This is a genomic window from Sorangium sp. So ce131 (assembly GCF_051519095.1).
Lineage (GTDB): Bacteria > Myxococcota_A > Polyangia > Polyangiales > Polyangiaceae > Sorangium.
The window spans coordinates 13,915,605-13,935,432 of record NZ_CP150455.1; the positions used below are offsets into that span (position 1 = coordinate 13,915,605).

The following is a 19,828-nucleotide window of genomic DNA, read 5'->3' on the forward strand; positions in this document are numbered from 1 at the left end:
GGCATGGATCCCTTGGGTGACAATCTGGATAGGTATCTGTATCCCATCTTGACCACAGATTCGATTCCTCGGAGGTATATCTCATGAAGAAGTTCGCTCGTTGGGCGCTCGCTTTCGCGTCCGTCATGTCGATCCCCACCAGCGCGATGGCGCTGCCCGAGTTCACGCAGTACCAGGTCTGCCTCAGCAACGGAGCGCGGATCGTCGATCTCGGCTTCGTGGTGTTCACTTACATCGAGCAGGTGGCCGCCCCGTTCGGCGACCTGTGCCGGCACCAGGGCAAGTGGTGCAACTTCGCGGCGCTCGCCACGTGCACCAACACCTACGTGGCGGAGGAGCTGTCGATCATGAACCAGGCGTGCGACGAGAACTCGCTGTTCCCCGCGGACACGAACATCTCGCTCGACCCGCTGGTTCCCCCCGAGTCGCACTGGGCGTTCAACAAGTTCCAGATGAAGGTCCGCATCCACCGGCTCAACCTGACGCAGGACAGCTTCACCGGCGTGATCAAGGGTCTTGCCCAGTACCACCCGCTGGCGGTGGCTTACCCCATCAAGTTCACGCCGCGCGCGCAACCGTAGCGCCTGTGCGGCCCTGAGGCCGGGATCCCCCGGCCGCGGGCCGCCGCGCGAGCGCTCGACCGATCGGCGAGGCCTCCCCGCAGAAAGCCCTTTCACAGCGGCCCCAGGCAGGACGGGGAGGCGCTCGCCGCTCGCGTCGCGCGGGATTCATGCGGAGCACGCGGGAGAGGAGGGGGCGCCGGCAGCCGCCGGCGGCCCCTCTCTCTCCTCCGCCGTGCGTCCGACCGACGAGCTCTCGTCAGGACAACTCATCTGGAGGAACAGCGATGCAACCGAATCCCTCGAACCAGCGACCCGCGCACCGGTGGTCGTGGGTGGCCCTCGGGCTGCTCTTGACGGCCCTCGCCGGCGTCGCCCTCTACCTCGCCCTCCGCCCGGGCGGCGGCGAAGCGCCCGCCCGCGCCAAGGCCCCGGCCGCCGGCGCCGCGCCGCAGGCCCGGTATAGGAACCGGGCGCTCCTGCGCGACGCCCCGGCGGCGCGACAGGCCGCGCGGCCCACGATCCACGGCCACGTGGTCGGGACCGACGGCAACACCGTCCCCGGCGCGACGGTCGTCGCGACGACCTTCGAGGTCGCCGGCAACGTGCTCTCGACCGTGGGCTCCGTGACGAGCGACAAGGACGGGCGGTTCGAGTTCACGCTCGCCGAGGGCACGTACCAGCTGAACGCGAGCGTCGAGGGGTACGGCACCACGTCGACCACGGCGCACACCGGCCAGGAGGTGAGCCTGGTGCTCCCGAAGAGCGGCGTCATCGAGGGGCGCGTGCTCGACGAGCGGGGCGAGCCCGTGCGGCGCTTCGCCATCGACATCCTCTCCGCCGTCACCGCGGACGTCCCGGCGACCCCGCCGCTGTTCTCCCGCACGTTCGATAGCGAGGACGGCACGTTCCGCGTCGCCCAGCTGCCCGCCTGGGAGATCGTCGTCAGGGCGACCGCGGCGGGCCACGCCCCGGCGTTCTCTCCGATGGTCATCGTCCGATCCGACGACACCAAGAAGGTGGATCTGACCCTCTCCAAGGGGTGCACCCTGACCGGCCGCGCGGTGGACGCGTCGGGCGCCCCGCAGCCCCGGGTGTTCATCGACGCAGAGTCGGTGCTCGCCGCCGGCGAGATGAGCGATCTCGCCCTGGAGGCCGCGGCGCAGGCGCAGACGGAGGACGACGGCTCGTTCGTCCTGCCCAACGTGCCGAAGGGCAAGGTCTCCGTGCGCGCCTATGACGGCTCGAACGCCGTGAGCACGCTCGACATCGAGGTCTCGGACTGCGACCGCCTCGAGCCGGTGAAGCTCGTGATGTCGCCCGGCGGCAGCATCTCCGGCGTGGCGCGCCGGGCCGACGGCGAGCCCGTCGCCGGCGCCAAGATCACGCTGATGCACCGGCCGATCGGCTTCGTGAACACCGTGACCGACGAAGGCGGCCGCTACCGCTTCGATCAGGTCCCGCCCGGCACGATCCGCATGATGATGCAGCGCGGAGACCAGGTGACGGTCACCGGCGTCGACATCGAGGAGGGGAAGGAGACGGTGCAGGACATCAAGCTCGCGCCCGAGGGCAAAGGCGAGCTCCGCGGCCGCGTCACCATCGGCGACCGGCCGTTCCCGGCCGCCCGGCTGATGGTCGCCACGAACGTCGACGACGGCGCCGTCGCCCTGTATTACCCGACCACGGCGGAGGACGGCTCGTTCCACCTGTCCTCGATCCCGCCGGGGCTCTACATCCTCAACGTGGAGTCCACCGTCATCGGCAACGGCGTGACGGTGAAGCCGGGCGAGGTCGCGACCGTGGATCTGCGCGTGACCGACCTGCCGTCTGGAAAGGCCCAGGACGCCGCGCCGGGCGGGTGACCGCGGCGCGGCGCCCTCGCCCCCCGGCGGCTCAGCCCTCGGTGATGCTCAGCGTGAAGGCCCCCACGGAGTTGATGCTGTAGCTGTCGACGAAGATGTCGATCGGCTCCCCCGCGGTGCCCTCCACCGTGATCGACTCCGGGGCTTCGATGGCCTCGGGGTCATCCACGCAGCCGAGCTCGCTCTCCACGTCGGCGCACTCGGTCCGCGCGTAGAGGACGAGATCGGCGGTCTCGCCCACCGGCGTCGCGGTGATCGACACGGGGCCGTCCGCCGCCGGCGTGTACCGGTAGACGAGCTCCGCGCCGGAGCCCCCGCACGATCCAATGAAGTTCTCGGCGCCCTCGGACGTGTCCCCCGTCAGCTCGGGCTCCTCCACCGGGAGGATCACCTCCGCGCACACGGGCGCGAGGTTGCGCGCGCACGTGTTCGTGCACGCGTCGTCGTCCACCTCGTTGCCGTCGTCGCACTCCTCCGACCCCGTGATCTCGCCGTCGCCGCAGACCTGCGGCACGAACCCGATCTCGAGCGTGTAGTCCGCGCCTTCGCCGGTCTTGTCGTCGATGAAGATGAAGAAGGTGTCCCCGGCGTCGACGAGGAGCTGCGCGGGATCGTCGCCCGGGGAGAAGATGGGGAGGCACCCCATCAGCGTCGACGCGTCGTCGCAGCTGCTCCGGAAGTACCAGTCGAAGTCGCCCGCCGTGGCGGTCGCGAAGGCGGAGAAGTTGCCCTTCGCCGGCGCGACGAACCGGAAGACCTTCTCCTTCGCGCCCACGCCGGCGGTGAAGGTGCTGAGCCCGAAGGCGTCGGAGCAGACCGCCGCGAACAGGTTGGTGCCGTCCTCCGTGGAGCCGGAGAACGTGCCTCCCTCCGAGACGTCGGTCGCCTCCGCGCAGGCCGCGGCGATGCCCTCCGCGCAGGCCCCCTGCGGCGAGCAGTCGAGCTCCTCGCAGTCCTGCAGCCCGTCCTCATCGTCGTCGATCGCGTTGTCGCACGCCTCGCCGATGACGCTGCAGGTCCCCTGGTCGTCGTTGCAGGCCGTCTCGCACTGGTCGTCCGCGCTGCAGCCGCCGAAGCACGCCATCGTTCCGTCGTCGGACGCGGGCGCGCAGATCCGCGCCGGCCCCTCGCAGTCGGCGTCCTCGGTACAGGTCTGGACGCACAGCGAGAACTCGCCCGCGTTCAGGCACACGGAGCCGTCCTCGCACGGCGCGAGGTTCGCCGCACAGAGCGCCGAGCAGTAGCCGCCCGCCCAGCCGATGCCCTCCTCGGTCAGGCAGATCCCGCCGCTGCACTCCTCGTTCTCGGTGCAGGGCTCGCCGTCCGCCTTCCCGCCTCCCGGCGCGCCGCCTTGGCCGCCCGTGCCGCCCTCGCCGGTCGGGCCGCCGACGCCGCCCTCGCCGCCCGCGCCGCCCGAGCCGGACGTCGCGTCCTGCGGCTCCTCGCCGTCGTCGCCGCACGCGGCGAGCGCCAGACACATCGCTGTGACCGCTGACAGGGATAGACCAAGTCGCATCTGTTTCTCCTTAGTGAAGTGCTCAGGCGCTCGTAGCACGGAACCCGTCCAGGCATGCCACGGGCCCCGAAAAATACGGCTAAAGCTGTAACAAGTGCGTCCTGGGCGAAATGCATTGGTAAACCAAGACTGCTGACAATCTTCCACTCCTGCGACCTTGCCGTTTCAGAATTGAAACAGAAGCACGGATGTCCACGACGAAGCCCTGACGTTTTAAGGAAATGCCGGATGGCACAGTAGGTGCTTCGTAGGACAGCAGCGCCGCCGGCGTGGCCTTCGCCCCCCTGAGGCCCCGGCGGCGCTCGCTTTTTGTCCTCCGGCTCCGGCCGGGCTGCGGCGTCGCTGCTTCCCCTCGCCTGCCGGACGGCGGCGACTATCTTTTCGCGCCCACCGGGCCGGCAGGTCCATGGAGGCACGCGCATGATTGTCATGAAGTTCGGCGGCAGCTCGGTCGAGAGCCGCGCTCAGATCGAGAAGGTTCTCCAAATCGTCAAGGCCCGCGTGGCCCGCCGCCCCGTCGTCGTGAGCTCCGCGCACAAGGGCATGACGGACGCGCTGATCAACGCGGCCAAGGTCGCCGCCACCGGGCGGCTCGACCCTGCCCCCGCCGTGAGCAAGCAGCGCGCGGTGGCCGCGTCGCTCGGCTGCGCGCCCGACCTCCTCGCGCCGTTCTTCCAGGAGATCGAGGACCTCCTCCGCGGCATCAGCCTCGTCAAGGAGCTCAGCCCGCGCAGCCTCGACTACATCGCGAGCTTCGGCGAGCGCATGGCCGTCCGCTGCATCGCCGACTTCTTCTCCCGGAGCGGCGTCCCGGCCCGCGCCTACGACGTCTGGGAGCTCGGCTTCATCACCGACGCCAACTTCGGCCGCGCGCGCCCGCTGCCCGGCTTCGAGGCGCGGATGAAGGCCACGTTCGCCGAGCGCGTCCCCGACGGCATCGTCCCGATCGTCACCGGCTTCGTCGGCCGCAACGAGGCCGGCGAGATCACGACCGTCGGCCGCAACGGCAGCGACCTCACCGCCACGCTGCTCGCGGCCGCGCTCGGCGCCGAGGAGGCCCAGATCTGGAGCGACACCGACGGCGTGATGACCGCCGACCCGAGCGTCGTGAAGACGGCCCGCAACATCCCCGCGATGCGCTTCGACGAGGCCGCGGAGCTCGCGTTCTTCGGCTCCCGCGTCCTGCACCCCTCCACGCTGCTGCCCGCCATGGACAGGGGCATCCCGGTGCGGGTGCTCAACACGAACCGCCCGGACCACCCCGGCACCGTCATCGGCTTCAACACCGACGCCGCGTCCCCGCCCGTGACCAGCATCGCCTACCGCGAGCGGCAGGTCGTGCTCAAGATCAACTCGACCCGGATGTTCGGCGAGGTCGGCTTCCTCGCGCAGGTCCTCGCCGTGCTGGCCCGGCACGAGGTCGTCATCGACGTGATCACCACGTCCGAGGTCTCGGTCTCGATGACCACCGACGACCTCGGGAAGCTCAGCCGCGCGCTGCCCGAGCTGGAGGGCTTCGGCGCCTGCGAGGTCCTGCCCAACCGGACGACGCTCGTCGTGGTCGGCCAGGGCCTGCCGAAGCAGAAGGGCGTCGCCGCGCAGGTGCTCGGGGCGATGGCCCAGGCCGGGGTCAACGTCGAGATGTTGAGTTACGCCACGGGCAGCATCAACCTGTCGATGGTGATCGAAGACGCGCACGTCGCCCCCGCGGTCGAGGTGCTGCACCGCTCGCTCTTCGAGACGGCGCGGTGACGCCGCCGGGGCCGCGCGCCGCCGCGGCTCACGACGCCCGTCCGCCGCCCCGGTGACGGGACGTTGACGGGCGTGACGCGACGCGAGGACCCGAGTAGGCGTTGTCCCTGGCCGGACCCGGCGTCCGGCCCCGGGAGACCCATGACAGCGGCAAAGCTCGACGGCGGCGCGCCGATCCCTCGCGAGAGCACGGGCGACATCCTGCGGCGGATCGAGGCCGCACACGCCGCGCTGGGCGCGGGCGCCGCGCTCGCCTTCGACGCGGACGGCACCCTCTGGGAGGGCGACGTCGGCTTCGACCTCTTCGACGCGCTGCTGGCCACGCGCGGGGCGCGGCCCGAGGCCGAGGCGGCGCTGCGGCGCGAGGCCGAGGCGTTCGGCGTCGCCCCCGACGTCGTCGACGGCGGCGGCGGCGCGCACGAGCTCGCGAGCGCGCTCCACGCGGCGTTCCTCGCCGAGCGGTACCCGGAGGACCGGGCCTTCGCGATGATGGCCTGGGCCTTCGCCGGGTGGCGCGAGGACGAGCTCGCCGCCTTCGTCGACCGCGTGCTCGAGGAGAAGGGCCACGCGGGGCGCATCCGGCCGGCGCTCCTGCCGATCCTCGACTGGGCGCGCGCGCGCGGCGCGCCGGTGTACGTCGTCTCCGCCTCGCCGCGCGCCGTGATCGAGCGCGGCGTCGCGCGCCTCGGCATCGCGCCCGAGCGGGTCGCCGCGATGACCCCGGCGGTCGCCGGCGGCCGCATCGCCGCCGAGCTCGGCGCGCCCGCCACGTACGGCGAGGGGAAGATCCGCGCCCTCGAGCGCATCTTCCCCGAGCTCGCCGTGCTTGCGGCCTTCGGCGACAGCGCGTACGACGCCGCCCTGCTGAGGACGGCCCGGGTGCCGGTCGCGGTCGCCCCGAGCCCGAAGCTGCTCGCGCTCGCGGGCTCGATCCCGGGGCTCGTCCTGCTCGCCACCTGAGCTCGCCGCCATGGCCACCCTCTCGCTCCGCGGCCTCACCCGCCGCTTCCCGAACGCCGAGCGGCCCGCCCTCGCGGGCCTCACCCTCGAGGTCGAGGACGGCGAGCTGCTCGTGCTCGTCGGCCCGTCCGGCTGCGGCAAGTCGACGGCGCTCCGGCTCATCGCCGGCCTGGACACGCCCGACGGCGGCACCGTCGCGATCGGCGGCCGCGACGTCGGCCGGGTCGCGCCGGAGGACCGCGACGTGGCCATGGTCTTCCAGGGCTACGCCCTCTATCCGCACATGACCGCGCGCGACATCATGGGCTTCCCGCTCCGGATGCGCGAGGTCCCGAAGGCGGAGCGCGCGCGCCGCGTCGAGGAGGCGGCGGCGCTGCTCGGCATCGGCCACCTGCTCGACCGGCGCCCCGGCGAGCTCTCGGGCGGCGAGCGCCAGCGCGTCGCCATGGGCCGCGCGATCGTGCGCGCCCCGGCCGCGTTCCTCTTCGACGAGCCGCTCTCGAACCTGGACGCCGCGCTGCGCGCCGAGCTCCGGGTCGAGCTCGCGGCGCTCGTGCGCCGCCTCGGCACGACGAGCGTCTACGTGACCCACGACCAGGTCGAGGCGATGACCATGGGCGACCGCATCGCCGTGCTCCGCGCCGGCGAGCTCCAGCAGGTCGGCCCGCCGCGCGCGATCTACGAGGCGCCGGCGAACACCTTCGTCGCCGGCTTCCTGGGCACCCCGGCGATCAACCTGATCCCGCTCGAGCGCGCCGGCGAGCGGTACGAGGGCGCGGGGCTCTCGCTGCCCGCCCCGCGGGGCGCGGCGCTGCCCGATCGGGCGATCGCGGGCGTGCGGCCGGAGCACCTGGTCGTGGCGCTGGGGCCCGAGGCGCAGGGCGGCGCGGGCGGTGCGCAGGGGGCGGAGGCCGGTGCGCCGGGCGGGGCGGGCGGTGCGCCGGGCGGGGCAGAGATCGAGGCGCGCGTCGTGGTCGCCGAGCCGCTCGGCGCCGAGACGTTCCTGTACCTCGACGCCTCCGGCACCCGGCTGCGGGCGCGGGCGCACGGCTTCGCGACGCCTGCGCCGGGCGAGGCGGTGCGCGCGCGCCTCGACCCGCGCGCGGTGCTCTGGTTCGACGCGGGCTCCGGCACGCGCATCGTCCCCGGGGCCGCGCCGTGAGCGGCGGTGCGCGCGGCGCGGCGCGGTCCGCCTCGCCCGGCGCGGGCGCCGTCTCGCGGCGCGGCGCGCTCCGGGCGCTCGCGGCCTCGATCGCCGCGGCCGCCGCCGCCGGCTCGCCCGGGTGCGCGCGGCGGGCGCCGGACGGCCGCGTCCACGCCTCGCTGTGGTTCGCCTACGGCGGCAAGAACCGCGAGGTGCTCCTGTCGCTCGTCGATCAGTTCCACCGCGAGCAGGACCGCTACCACATCGACGCCGTGTACCAGGGCGACTACTTCGAGGCGCTCGCCAAGCTGCGGACCGCGCTCGCCGCGCGCGCGGCGCCCGCGCTCACGCACGTGGTCGGCGAGGTGGTGCCCTACCTCGCCGAGGCGGGCGTGCTCGAGCCCCTCGACCGGTTCTTCGCCGCCGAGGACCTCGACGTCGTCGAGGCGCTCGGGCAGCAGGGCACGTTCGTGGGGGGCGGCGATCACCCGCTCGTCTGCCTGCCGTTCAACCGATCGACGCCGATCGCCTACTACAACCGCGACGTGTTCCGGGAGCTCGGGCTGTCGCCGCCGTCGACCTGGGACGAGCTCCGCGCCACGGCGGCGCGGCTCGTCGTGCGCGACGGCGGCAGCACGCGGCGGTGGGGGTTCGAGTGCCCGATCGACTGGTGGTTCTGGGCGGCGCTCGTCGGCCAGGCGGGCGGCGAGCTCCTCGGGCCGGACGGCGCGCCGGCGTTCGGCGGTGAGGCGGGCGTGCGCGCGCTCCGGTTCTGGCAGACCCTCGTGCACGAGGACCACACGATGAAGCCGCCGCCGGGGCGCGACTACAACGCGTGGCAGGTGACGAACACCGATTTCCTGGCGGGCCGGGTGGCGATGATCTGGACCTCGACCGCGTTCCTCCGGTACCTGGAGGAGAACGCCGGCCAGGCGGGCGCGGGCCGGTTCGAGGTCGGCGCGGCCCCGCTGCCGCGCGGCGTGCGCGCCTCGGTGCCCACCGGCGGGACGATGTTCGTGATGCCCCGGGGCGCCGCGCCGGAGGCGCAGGAGGCGGCGGCCGCGTTCCTGCGCTGGATGATGCAGCCGGCGCAGGCGAACGCCTGGGCGACGCGGACGGGCTACATGCCGGTCTCGCGCCGCGGCCTCGAGGCGCTCGCGCAGGGCGGCTACTACGCCGCGCACCCGAACGATCGCGTCGCCGTGGACCAGCTCGCGCACGCCGCGCCCTGGCCCTGGTCCCCGGAGCTGTTCCGCGTCCAGCGCGAGGCGGTGCAGCCCCGGCTCGAAGAGGCGGTGCTCGCCCCGCGCGACGCCGCCGAGACCCTCTCCGAGGCCGTCCGCGCGGCGCGCGAGTTATGAAGCCCAGGCACCCCCTCTCGCCGTACCTGCTCCTCCTGCCGACCGCGGCCTTCCTGGCCGTGTTCTTCCTGGTCCCGCTCCTGCTCGCGGCGAAGAACAGCTTCTACAGCTGGGACCTGCTCACGCCGCCGCGTTACGTCGGGCTGCGCAATTACGAGGTGCTCGCGGCGAGCGGCGAGCTCACCGGCACGCTGCTCCGCACGCTCGGCTACAGCGCCGTCGTGGTGACGTTCTCCAGCGCGCTCGGGCTCGCGCTGGCGGTGGCGCTCGACCGGCCCGGGCCCGTCTACGCGTTCGTGCGGGGCGCGGTGTTCAGCGCCTACGTCGTCTCGTGGGTCGCGGTGGCGCTGCTCTGGATGTGGATCCTCGACGCCGAGGGCCTCCTGTCGGCGGCGCTCCGCGGCCTCGGCCTGCCGGCGATGAGCTGGCTCGGCGACCCCCGGTCGGCGCTGCTCGCGCTCGCCGCGGTGAGCGTCTGGAAGATCACCGGTTATGCGATGGTCATCTTCCTGGCGGGCCTCCAGGACATCCCCCGGGCGCTGCACGAGGCGGCGGCGCTCGACGGCGCCGGCCCGTGGCGGAGGTTCCGCCACGTGACCTGGCCGCTGCTGCGCCCGAGCGCCGCCTTCGTGGCGACGACGAGCCTCATCCTCTCGTTCCAGGCGTTCGACGTGGTCCGCGTGATGACGCAGGGCGGGCCCGTGAAGGCGACGACCCTCTTCGTCTATGCGATCTACGAGCACGTCTTCGTCAACCTGCGCGTCGGCCGGGCGAGCGCCATGATCGTGATCTTCTTCGGTTTGTTGCTCCTGCTCACGGTGCTCCAGCTCCGGGCGCTGCGCGCCGGGGCGCCGCGCGAGGGGAGGCGGCCGTCGTGACGGCGGGGAGCCGCGAGCGCCCGCCGCGCGGCGCGGGGTTCTTCGCCGCGCGCGGCCTGGCCTCGAAGGTCGTGCTCGTCGTGGTGGCCGCGGTGTGGCTCGGGCCGTACGCGTGGATGACGGTCACCTCGCTGAAGACGTTGCCCGAGATCACCCGCGCTCCGGCCTACCCGCTGCCGCAGGCGATCCAGCTCGGCGCGTACCGCGAGGTGCTCCAGGCCGTCCCGGTGGCGCGGTATTTCGCGAACACGCTGTTCATGGCGACGGCCATCGCGCTGCTCCAGATCGCCCTGGCGCTGCCGGCCGGGTATGCCCTCGCGAAGCTCCGGTTCGCCGGGCGGAGCGCCGCGTTCGTCCTGGTGCTCGCGTGCCTGCTCATCCCGGCGCAGGTGACGTTCGTCCCGGTGTTCACGATGCTCGGCGCGGTGGGCCTCGTGAACACGTTCGCGGCGCTGATCCTGCCGTTCGGGGTGAGCGCGCTCGGGACGTTCCTCGTGCGGCAGGCGCTGCTCTCGGTGCCGGACGAGATCATCGAGGCGGCGAGGATGGATGGCGCGGGCGAGCTCAGGATCATCTATGGGATCCTCGGCCCGATGCTGCGGCCGACGCTCTCGGCGCTGTTCCTGTTCAGCTTCGTGTTCCATTACAACGATTACTTCTGGCCGCTCGTCATGACGACCGACGACGAGGTGCGCACGCTGCCGCTCGCGATCGCCCTCCTGCGCGAGCAGGGGACAGGGGTCCGCTGGCACCTGGTGATGGCCGGCAACGTGATCCTGAGCTTGCCGGTGCTGCTCGTATTCGCTGCGGCGCAGCGGCACCTCCTGCGCGCGGTGACGGCGCGGATCTGAGCGGGGCGAGGGGCGGAGTCCGGTCAGGGGCGCTCCGGCAGCGCGCGCTCCGCGAGGCGCTCCAGCACGGGGCGCTCCGGCGAGGCGCGCCGCCGGGCCGGCGCGGCCGCGCGGCGCCGCTGTGCGGTTTGTTCCCGTCCGGACGCCGTCATTTCTGGCCCGGTCGTCGCACCCGCTCACGGCGCCAAGCGCAGCGCCGATCCGGCGCCTCGGAAGGAGATCCGACGATGACGACGACCGAACCGATGATGCAGAAGGAAGAGGGCAAGGTCACGACGAGAATCGAGGAGAGCACCGCCAAGGTTCCGTCCGGCGCCTACCTCGGGCTGGCGATCGGGTCCATGGTGCTCTCGGCCACCTTCATGGCGGCTGGCAAGAAGCAGATTGCGAACTTCATCGGCCAGTGGGTGCCGTCTCTCCTCGTGATCGGCCTCTACAACAAGCTGGTCAAGATCGAGCACGAGCTCGTCGGATACCGCTCCTCCTACCGTTGAGGGCGACCCGCCGCTGACGGCGGACGGTCTGGCCGAGGTTCGGCCGTCTGCGCTGGAGGCCGCGGGCGCGGCGCGGCTATCATGGCCGCGTGACGTCGATGAAGTCGCCGCGCCCCCGCTGTGCCCCGCTCGCGCTTGTGCTCGCCTGTGCCGCTTGCACCGACGGCAAGGGGGCCTGGAGAGACTTTTACGGCATCCAGTACCGCGCCGACGGCGCGCACGCGCACGAGACCGACGGGGTGCTGCCCGGGCCCGAGGGGCTCGGCGGCATTCCGAGCGGCGTGCGCCCGAGCGTCGTGTTGACCCGCCCCGACGGCTACCACGTCGAGATCGCCAAGCCCGCGCAGCGGCTCTCGCTCGAAGCGGAGAAGGCGAGCCTCGAGCAGAGCCGCGCGGGCTCGAACTTTCGCGAGGTCGTGACGTCCGACGGGTGGGAGCTCACGTACGACAGGCCGACGTTGCCGGGCGCCGAGCCGGGTCGGTCGGGCGGCGAGGCGCACGTCATCTACCGGGAGATCGCCGCCGGCAACTATCAGTGCTCGTGGGCAGACGTGAGCGGCCGCGACCCCAGGGCGGCAGAGGCGGTGTGCCGGTCGATTCGGCCGCGAAGGTAACGCGCCGGAGCACCCGTATCGGCGAGCGTCGGAAAGGGGCCGGCCGGATGACGACGTGGCGCTCGCCGGATGACGACGAGTCCCCCGGTGGATGACGACGGGTTGCTGCCCCGACGACGACAGCTCCGGGCCGGATGACGGCGGCTCCGCGCTCGATGCCGACGCTTCCCGGCCAGACGACGACGTCCACCGGCCGGGCGACGACGGAGGCCAGCCCGGATGCCGACGCTTCCCGGCCGGATGACGATAACTCGGGGCGGGATGACGGCAGGCGCCACCTCGAATGACGATGGTTCCCTCCAGGAATGGCGACGCCCTCCGCCGCGACGCCGACAGTCTCGCGCCGCGCGCTCCGTCTCGCGCGCCCCGCCGTCGTGGTCTACCGACACGCGTGCACCCGCGCTCGCCGGCGCCATGGCCAAAACGTGCCACTGCCTCGACATGCCGCGCCACGCGCGCTTAGCCTGCGCGAATGGCCAAACCTACCTCTCCTATCGAAGAGACCGACGACAACCACCCGACGCTCGAATCCCTCGCCGACCGGCTCGGCAAGCCGGAGCCGGGCCTCCTGGAGGCCTTGCTCGACGGCACGACCGAATCCCAGCTCGTCGAGCGAGGGCGGCAGATCGCCTCGTCGCGCGTCCTGACCGACATGCGCCGCCTCTACGCGACGGCGCACGCGTGCTGGTCGAGCGCGCTGAAGGACAAACGGGAGAAGCTGCGTGGCTTCTCGCCGGAGCTGCTCGCGCTCGCCGTCGAGCAGGCGCTCGCGCTGGAGCGCCTGCTCGAGGCGCACGAGAGCGCCGGCCAGAAGAAGGACGCCGCGCGCGCCGCGAAGGACGCGGCGCTGCGCGAGGCGCTCTCGCGCGCCCTGCTCCTGCGCGACCAGGCCTACGAGGTCCTGCGCGGCGTCGCCGGCTCGGGGAAGGAGGCGCGCGAGCAGCTCGCGCAGGCGGTCGGCACCGCGGAGGACCCGGCCGCGCTCGCGCGGGGGCTCACCCAGCTCGCCGCGCTCGGCAAGCGCTACCTCACGCAGAAGAAGGGCCCCCTGGCCGTGCGGGCCAGGCTGATGCGGCTCGACCAGGACTACGTCGAGCGCCTCGAGGAGACGGCCAAGGAGCTCACCCAGGCGGCGAAGACCGCGGCCGCACGGCCCGCCGGCCAGAAGGTCACGAGCGGCGACCTCGACCGGGCCGACGGCATCAACTTGATCCTGCTCGAGCAGATCGTACGGGTGTTCGAGCGCGGCAACGAGCAGGATCCGACCATTCCCCGCCTCGTGCCGATCGCGACGCGGCGGCTCTTCAGCCGCAAGGTCCGGAAGAAGGTCGCCGAGACGGCCGACGGCGGCGCCGCCGGGGGCGGCGCGGCCGTGGATGGCGGCGCCGGCAGCTCGCCGCCGGACGACGAGGAGCCGCTCGAAGGCGACGACGCGCCGGTCTGAACGAAGGCGTCCTCCGACGGGAGCTGCCAGCGCGCTTGCCTCCCCTATCGGCTCAATCCATTCAAGCTCGGATATACCAGGCTCGGCCGATAACCGCGCTCATGTGCGTGGAGGCAGCGTGCACGCCGGCCGATCCGCGCGCTTTCGCTCGGATGGCTCTGTCCTCGCGGCTGATCTATCGTGGACGGCCAATCGTACCTCGACGAGGGCAGCTGCGGCACCCGCGGCGTGCACGCTGAACAGGCACAGATGCATTCACGAATGCCGCCCTATCGGCATGGCGGGGGCGGTTCGGCCTAAGCCCAGCGCTTGACCCGCGATGCAGCGCCGTGGCACTGCTGCTTGCCAGGGAGGCTGCAATGGCGGCGGTTCCGCGATGGTTGCTCCGGGCGTTCATCCCGCTCTGGATGTTTCTCGCTTGCGTGCTCGCGTCGGGCGGGTGCCATTGCCTCTTCGGCGAGCCGCCTGCGGGGCCGCCTCATGGCCTCGTCGCCTGCCGGACCCAGCGCACACGGGGCCCTGCCACGTCCCGTCCCGCGCCAGAGGTCGGGACCGTCGCTGCCGGCACCATCCCGGGGGCGTTCTCCATCACGAGCACCGGGGAGGCCGTGTACACCATGGACCTCACCTCCCCGCCCTCGCGCGCGGGCGTGGGTCCTCAGATCCAGGTCGTCTATCGCAGCGACGGCGGCGACGGCGTGCTCGGCGCCGGATTCTCCATCACCGGGTTGTCCGCGATCACGCGATGTCCGAAGACCCTCGCGCAAGACGGGGAGATCCGCGGCGTGCGGTACGACGGCGACGACGAGCTCTGCCTCGATGGCCAGCGCCTCGTCGCCGTGGGACAGGGGCCGGGGACCGTCGAGTACCGGACGTTCCCGGACAGCTTCGTCAAGGTGATCGGGCACTACCCTCCGGAAGGCGGCGCGCCCGCCGAGGCGCTCTTCTTCGAGGCCTATCTGCCCGCCGGCCGCGTCGTCGAGTACGGGCGCACCGAGGGCAGCAAGCCGCTCGCGCGGGGCGGCGTCCCGCGCGCGTGGCTCGCGGACAAGGCCCGTGACGGCCGCGGCAACGCCATGACGTACGCGTATTGCCTCGCCGAGGCGGAGGACGGCCATGCCGCCGAGTACGCGGTGGACGAGATTCGATACACGGGCTTCGAGGGCACGCCGTCGATCGAGCCTTCCCGGGCGGTACGCTTCGTGTATGCAACCAAGGATCCGGCCGCCATTGGCACCGGCTACTCGGGCGGCATGGCGCTCCAGCGCTCGCTTCGCCTGGAGGAGATCCAGATGCTCGGCCCGGGTGACGCGCTGGTCCGGCGCTACGGGTTCCGCTACGAGCTCAGCCCGGCGACGAGCCGGACGCTCCTGACCGAGGTCGAGGAGTGCACGAGCGACGAGGTCTGCAAGCCTCCCACCCGCTTTCAGTACAGTCAGGCGAAGCCGGGGTTCAAGCGGCTCACGACGGGTATCGACAAGCCGGTCTCCAGGCTGGCGAGCCCGATGGTGTTCGACGGCGACGGCGACGGCCTCGACGACCTCGTGATCCCGGACATGGTCGCGGGGCTCAGCACACCGATGAATCCGATCACCGCGTGGCTGGTGGCGCGAAACCTGGGGTCGCGCGCCTCGCCGACCTATCTCGCACCGGCGGAGCTCGCGTTCCTCGAGGAGTGGCCGTTCGTCACCGAACCGGGTGGGCCCTCGGATCCGGCCATTCTTCAGCCCGAGCTCGGGACGGCCCTGGACTATGATGACGATGGCCGAACCGACGTCCTGCTGCACGACGTCTTCGACGCCAAGACGACGTGGCACGTGCTCCTGTCCCGCCCGGACCGGACCTTCGCGCTCCACGACACGGGGCTCCGCCGGCCGTTCCCGCTCGGGGTCGAGCCCGCGCCGCCGAGCCTGAGCAGCCCCGGCGCCTCGATGCACCTCGCCGACCTGGACGGCGACGGCGTTCCGGATCTGCTCCAGTGCGAGGACCACGACCGCGTGGGACAGTCGCCGTTCCCGGCCTCGTCCGTGTGGAACCTCCACCTCTGGAGGCCCGTGCGCGGCGCGACGCCCGCGGGCTTCGACCCCACGGGCGAATCGATCGAGCTGCTCACCGGATATCCCTGCGATACGGAGCTGCACACGCTCGATGTCGACGCCGACGGCAAGATCGACCTCATCGTGCCTTACCTGCGGCGGTTCGACGACGGGACGGTCCTCCTCGGATCGAGCTACGACGCGCTCATGCGCCGGGGCAAGGGACGCTGGGAGGTGATCGACACCGAGCTCCCTATTGTGTGGCCCGGGGGCCGCGTCGTCTTTCTCGACGTGAACGGCGACGGGCTACCCGATGCCGTCGCGTCGGACTCCCGTGACCACCAGCTCTATACCTACCTCAACACGGGGACGACCTTCGTGGCCTCGCCGTTCCGGACCGTCGATGCGTTCAGCTTCGGGCGACCTGCTGGGCGCCCCGGATCAGGACGTGTTCTTCCGGTTCGCCGTGCCGCTCGACTTCAATGGCGACGGGCGGCAGGATCTGCTCATGCCCGTCCCACCCGGCATGCTGCTCGGCGGCTCCGATGCGCTGCCGTCCTGGGCCGTGCTGCTGGCGACCGGCGACCGCGCGGGGGCGCCGTTCAGGCTCGTCAACCCAGAGGTGCCGTTCGAGGCCAGCCTGGGCGACGCCGTCACCCTGGCCGATCCACGCGGGGCGCGCATCGGGGACGTCAACGGGGACGGGGCCCAGGACGTGATCCTGCCGCTCGGCGGCGTGTTCAACGTCTTCCAGAACCTCTCGGCCGATCAGGATCTCCTGGTCGCGGTCTCCGACGGGATGAACGCGCACGACCCGATCGAGCCGGAGTTCGTGCCGAGCGTGAGCATCTCGTACGGCCACCTGACCGATGCGCCGGTGACTGGCGAAGGCGCTGAGGAGGATCCGACGCGGCGGAGCCCGCTCTACGTGGCGCGTTCCGCCGCGGCGGATGACTGCGGTTATCCGCGCCGCTGCGTCGTGGGACCTCGCCGGGTGGTCAGCGCGTACGCCCTCAATAGCGGCGCGGATCGACCGCGGCGCTTCGAGGTCGGCTACCGCGACGGGCGCTACCACCGGCTGGGCCGCGGATTCCTCGGGTTCGGGGAGCGGATCGTCACCGACCTGGATACGGGCGCCGTGACGATCGACGCCTACGATCACGTCACCTTCGACGACGAGCTCCAGGTCTTTCCCTTCGCGGGGAGCGTCCAGCGCACGTGGCGCTGGGCTCCGGGGCTGGCGAGCCAGCCCAGACCGGAGCAGATCGAGCTCTCGTTCGTCGACGTGACGCGGGCGCTCGTACCGACGAACGACGGCGCGACGTACTTCACGCTGCCCACCGAGCGCCGGGTGAGGCGAGCGCAAGGGGTCTATCCGCCCCCGAGCGGCGAGGCGCCCTCCGTCGAGGTGTACGTGCGGGAGATCGAGCGCGGCGGCGGCGACGGCGCGAGGGCGCTGCGCGACTCGGTAGCGACGGTGACGGACTTCGACATGTTCGGCAACGTGCGCGCCGAGGAGGTCTCGACGGACGGCGTCGACGTGACGTTCGAGGTCAGGCGGAAGTTCAAGAACGATACCGAGCGCTGGGTCCTCGGCCAGCTCGAGACGCAGGAGGAGTGCAGCGCGGCGGCGGGGATGTCGCAGTGCCGGACCCTCACGCGAACGACCACGATCTACGGGGAGGTGGAGACCGAGTCCACCGAGAGCGACGACGGCCTGCCGGACACGAAGCTGACGCTCACCTACGCGCGCGACGACTTCGGGAACATCACCGGCGTCACGGCGGAGGACGCCTTCGGCCACGAGCGGACATCCAGCACGGACTTCGACGAGGAGGGCATGTTCCCCGAGAAGTACGTGAACGCGGCCGGGCACACCACGCTCGTGGAGTTCGACGACGCGTTTGGGGTCCTCCTCAAGCGGGTCGATCCGAATCAGCTCGTGACGACGTGGGCGTACGACGGCTTCGGGCGCCTCGGCGTCGAGAGGCGTCCGGATGGCACGACGACGACGGTGACGCTCTCCCGCACCAAGGACGGCGGCCCGGGGCAGGATGCGTGGCGGGTGAGGCAGCGGAGCGCCACGACCGGCGGAGCCGACGATACGGTCGAGCTCGACAGCCTCGGCCGCCCGATCCGGTGGCTGTGGTACGGGCCCGAGCCGGAACCGTCGCAGGGCTCGGGCGATGCGAGGCGCATCATGCAGGAGATCGGGTACGACGCGCTGGGCGAGCACATCGCGCGGCGCTCGGTACCGGTGAGCGAAGATACGCCCGAGCGCGAGGTGCTGTACGACCGTTATGAATACGACGCCGTAGGCCGCGAAGTGCGGCACACGACGCCGTGGAACGCGGTCACGACGACGGAGTACAACGGCTTGCGCGTGCGCGTCACCGACCCGCTCGATCACGTGACGGCGACCGAGCAGGATCCGCTGGGGCGCATCGAGACCATCACCGACGCGGCCGGCGGGATCACCCGTTACGCGTACGGCCCGTTCGGCCTGCTGCACACGGTCACCGATCCGGGCGGCGCGGTCACGCGCACGACGCGCGACGCGCTCGGCCGCACCCGGCAGCTCGACGATCCCGATCGGGGCACGACCGTCTCGATCCATGACGGCTTCGGCGAGCTGATGTCGTCGACCGATGCGCTCGGGCGAGAAACCACGTGGGCGTATGACGCGCTCGGCCGACCGCGGTCCCGCGTGGACCAGCATGCCGCCGAGCGCCTGACGACGACGTGGACCTGGGATACCGCAGCGCACGGCGTCGGCAAGATCCATACGCTCACGAGCCCCGACGGGGAGAAGACGTACGGGTACACCGACCGCGGCCAGGTCGACACGATCGCGCTCCGCATCGAAGGCGAGCGCTCTCGCCTGGAGGCCAGGCTGGGGTACGACGCGCTCGGCCGGGTCGACACGGTCACGTATCCGGCGCCGGTCGGCGCGGCGCCGTTCGTCGTGGCCCACGAGCACGACGCGCATGGCCATGTGCTCGCCGTGCGCGACAGCGGAACGCGCGTCGCCTACTGGCGCTTGACGGATGTGGACGACGCGGGGCGCTTCCGGGAGGAGGTGTTCGGCAACGGCGCGGTCACAGAGCGGAGCTACTTCGCCGACAAGCAGCGCCTGAGGCATGTGGTGACGCAGAGCGGTGCGGGGGAGGTGCAGGACCTGGACTATGGGTTCGACGATCTCCTGAACCTCACGCGCCGCACCGACGCGCTCCAGCCCGAGAACACGACGGAGCGCTTCCGGTATGACCCGCTCCACCGGCTGACCTGCGCGTACTTCAGCGCCGTCGAGCGCTCGTCGGCGCCCTGCGCGCTCCGCTACGACTACGACCCGAACGGCAATCTCACCTTCAAGTTGGACGTCGGCGCCCTCTCGTACGACGACCCGCTGCACCCGCACGCGGTCACCGGCGCGGGCGCGGGTCGCTTCTCTTATGACGCCGCCGGCAATCAGATCGCACGGCCCGGCGGCACGACGGTGCGTTACACGCCGTTCGACCTGCCGGCGCGCATCACGCAGGGCGCGAGCACCATCACGTTCGGCTACGACGGCGACCAGCAGCGGATCCGCAAGACGACGCCGGAGAAGGAGACGCTCTACTTCGGCGAGCTGTACGAGCGGGTCACCGATGCGGCGTCGGGCGCCGTGGAGCACCGGTACCATGTCCACTCGCCGGAGCGCGTGGTGGCGATCGTGACCCGGGGAGGCCCGGACGCCGGCACCCGTTACGTGCATGTCGAGCACCTCGGTTCGGTCGATGCGCTCACCGACGAGGACGGCGACGTGACCGAGCGGCGGAGCTACGACCCGTTCGGGCAGCGCAGGAACCCCGTGTGGGGGGAGCCCGTGCCGGCGTCGTTCTCCAGCGAGACGACGCAGGGGTTCACGGGGCACGAGAGCGACGACGAGCTCGGGGTCGTGAACATGAAGGGCAGGATGTACGATCCGAGGATCGGGCGGTTCTTGACAACGGACCCGATCGTCTCGATTCCGTCCTTCGGGCAGAGCTGGAATCCGTACAGCTACGTGCTGAACAACCCGCTCGTCTACGTCGACCCGGGCGGCTTTCAGGAAGCAATCCCGGAGGCTGGGGCGGAGTTCGCGATGGAAGAGCTCGGCATGGCGCCGATCGTGATCGACGTGATCGGCCAATTGCCGGAGGATGAGGGGCGCGCCGACGAAGATGCCAACGCCATGGCGGCCGAGACGGGCGGCGCCAGGCCGCCGAACGACGTCGGCGTGCTCGGGACCAGCGCGGGCTTCGTGCCCCAGCCGGTGACCACGGCGCCGGTAGACTGGTCGCAGAACCCCTATGTCCAGATCGAGGGAGGGTT

General features: G+C 71.8%; 12 protein-coding genes and 1 pseudogene. 12 read left to right on the forward strand and 1 reads right to left on the reverse strand.

Features of this window, described 5'->3' with window-relative positions; genetic code table 11:
• The first annotated feature begins 83 nt into the window (after positions 1-83).
• Positions 84-581, forward strand: coding sequence for a hypothetical protein (locus WMF43_RS50610; protein WP_437676286.1), 498 nt, complete (start codon positions 84-86; stop codon positions 579-581).
• Between the two features lie 266 nt (positions 582-847).
• Positions 848-2,425: a carboxypeptidase regulatory-like domain-containing protein gene (locus WMF43_RS50615; RefSeq protein ID WP_437676288.1), complete on the forward strand. Its 1,578-nt coding sequence runs from the start codon at positions 848-850 to the stop codon at positions 2,423-2,425.
• A gap of 31 nt (positions 2,426-2,456) precedes the next feature.
• Here the strand turns inward: WMF43_RS50615 and WMF43_RS50620 are convergent, their stop codons facing one another.
• Positions 2,457-3,941: a hypothetical protein gene (locus WMF43_RS50620; protein WP_437676290.1), complete on the reverse strand. Its 1,485-nt coding sequence runs from the start codon at positions 3,939-3,941 to the stop codon at positions 2,457-2,459.
• A gap of 420 nt (positions 3,942-4,361) precedes the next feature.
• Here WMF43_RS50620 and WMF43_RS50625 point away from each other — a divergent pair, with 420 nt between their 5' ends.
• From WMF43_RS50625 to WMF43_RS50670, 10 genes and pseudogenes are all read left to right on the forward strand, one after another.
• Positions 4,362-5,693 (forward strand): aspartate kinase, encoded by a 1,332-nt coding sequence (locus WMF43_RS50625; protein ID WP_437676292.1) that lies wholly within the window; start codon positions 4,362-4,364, stop codon positions 5,691-5,693.
• Positions 5,694-5,834: 141 nt separating this feature from the next.
• A complete protein-coding gene (locus tag WMF43_RS50630) occupies positions 5,835-6,653 on the forward strand; it encodes an HAD family hydrolase (RefSeq protein WP_437676293.1) in 819 nt (272 codons plus the stop codon).
• 10 nt (positions 6,654-6,663) lie between these two features.
• Positions 6,664-7,815 (forward strand): ABC transporter ATP-binding protein, encoded by a 1,152-nt coding sequence (locus tag WMF43_RS50635; protein WP_437676295.1) that lies wholly within the window; start codon positions 6,664-6,666, stop codon positions 7,813-7,815.
• Positions 7,812-9,158 carry an ABC transporter substrate-binding protein gene (locus WMF43_RS50640; protein ID WP_437676297.1) on the forward strand — a complete coding sequence of 449 codons (1,347 nt, stop codon included), beginning with the start codon at positions 7,812-7,814 and terminating at the stop codon, positions 9,156-9,158. Before WMF43_RS50635 ends, WMF43_RS50640 begins: the two co-directional genes overlap by 4 nt.
• The gene (locus tag WMF43_RS50645) at positions 9,155-10,036 is read left to right on the forward strand and encodes a carbohydrate ABC transporter permease (RefSeq protein WP_437676298.1); all 882 of its coding nucleotides are present in this window, start codon (positions 9,155-9,157) and stop codon (positions 10,034-10,036) included. Before WMF43_RS50640 ends, WMF43_RS50645 begins: the two co-directional genes overlap by 4 nt.
• On the forward strand, positions 10,033-10,887 hold the full coding sequence (locus tag WMF43_RS50650; RefSeq protein ID WP_437676300.1) for a carbohydrate ABC transporter permease: 855 nt from the start codon (positions 10,033-10,035) through the stop codon (positions 10,885-10,887). The genes WMF43_RS50645 and WMF43_RS50650 overlap by 4 nt, the downstream gene beginning before the upstream one ends.
• Positions 10,888-11,114: 227 nt before the next feature.
• Positions 11,115-11,381: a hypothetical protein gene (locus tag WMF43_RS50655; protein ID WP_437676302.1), complete on the forward strand. Its 267-nt coding sequence runs from the start codon at positions 11,115-11,117 to the stop codon at positions 11,379-11,381.
• Between the two features lie 89 nt (positions 11,382-11,470).
• A complete protein-coding gene (locus tag WMF43_RS50660) occupies positions 11,471-11,995 on the forward strand; it encodes a hypothetical protein (protein ID WP_437676304.1) in 525 nt (174 codons plus the stop codon).
• Positions 11,996-12,467: 472 nt separating this feature from the next.
• Positions 12,468-13,439: a hypothetical protein gene (locus tag WMF43_RS50665; protein WP_437676306.1), complete on the forward strand. Its 972-nt coding sequence runs from the start codon at positions 12,468-12,470 to the stop codon at positions 13,437-13,439.
• 359 nt (positions 13,440-13,798) lie between these two features.
• Positions 13,799-19,770, forward strand: a pseudogene (locus WMF43_RS50670) (RHS repeat-associated core domain-containing protein); the annotation flags it as partial.
• Positions 19,771-19,828: the final 58 nt, after the last annotated feature.

Coding starts and splice junctions, on each gene's coding strand:
- WMF43_RS50625 (WP_437676292.1), top strand. CDS start 4,362: ATGATTGTCATGAAGTTCGGCGGCAGCTCGGTCGAGAGCCGCGCTCAG.
- WMF43_RS50620 (WP_437676290.1), bottom strand. CDS start 3,941: ATGCGACTTGGTCTATCCCTGTCAGCGGTCACAGCGATGTGTCTGGCG.
- WMF43_RS50645 (WP_437676298.1), top strand. CDS start 9,155: ATGAAGCCCAGGCACCCCCTCTCGCCGTACCTGCTCCTCCTGCCGACC.
- WMF43_RS50655 (WP_437676302.1), top strand. CDS start 11,115: ATGACGACGACCGAACCGATGATGCAGAAGGAAGAGGGCAAGGTCACG.
- WMF43_RS50615 (WP_437676288.1), top strand. CDS start 848: ATGCAACCGAATCCCTCGAACCAGCGACCCGCGCACCGGTGGTCGTGG.
- WMF43_RS50610 (WP_437676286.1), top strand. CDS start 84: ATGAAGAAGTTCGCTCGTTGGGCGCTCGCTTTCGCGTCCGTCATGTCG.
- WMF43_RS50630 (WP_437676293.1), top strand. CDS start 5,835: ATGACAGCGGCAAAGCTCGACGGCGGCGCGCCGATCCCTCGCGAGAGC.
- WMF43_RS50665 (WP_437676306.1), top strand. CDS start 12,468: ATGGCCAAACCTACCTCTCCTATCGAAGAGACCGACGACAACCACCCG.
- WMF43_RS50635 (WP_437676295.1), top strand. CDS start 6,664: ATGGCCACCCTCTCGCTCCGCGGCCTCACCCGCCGCTTCCCGAACGCC.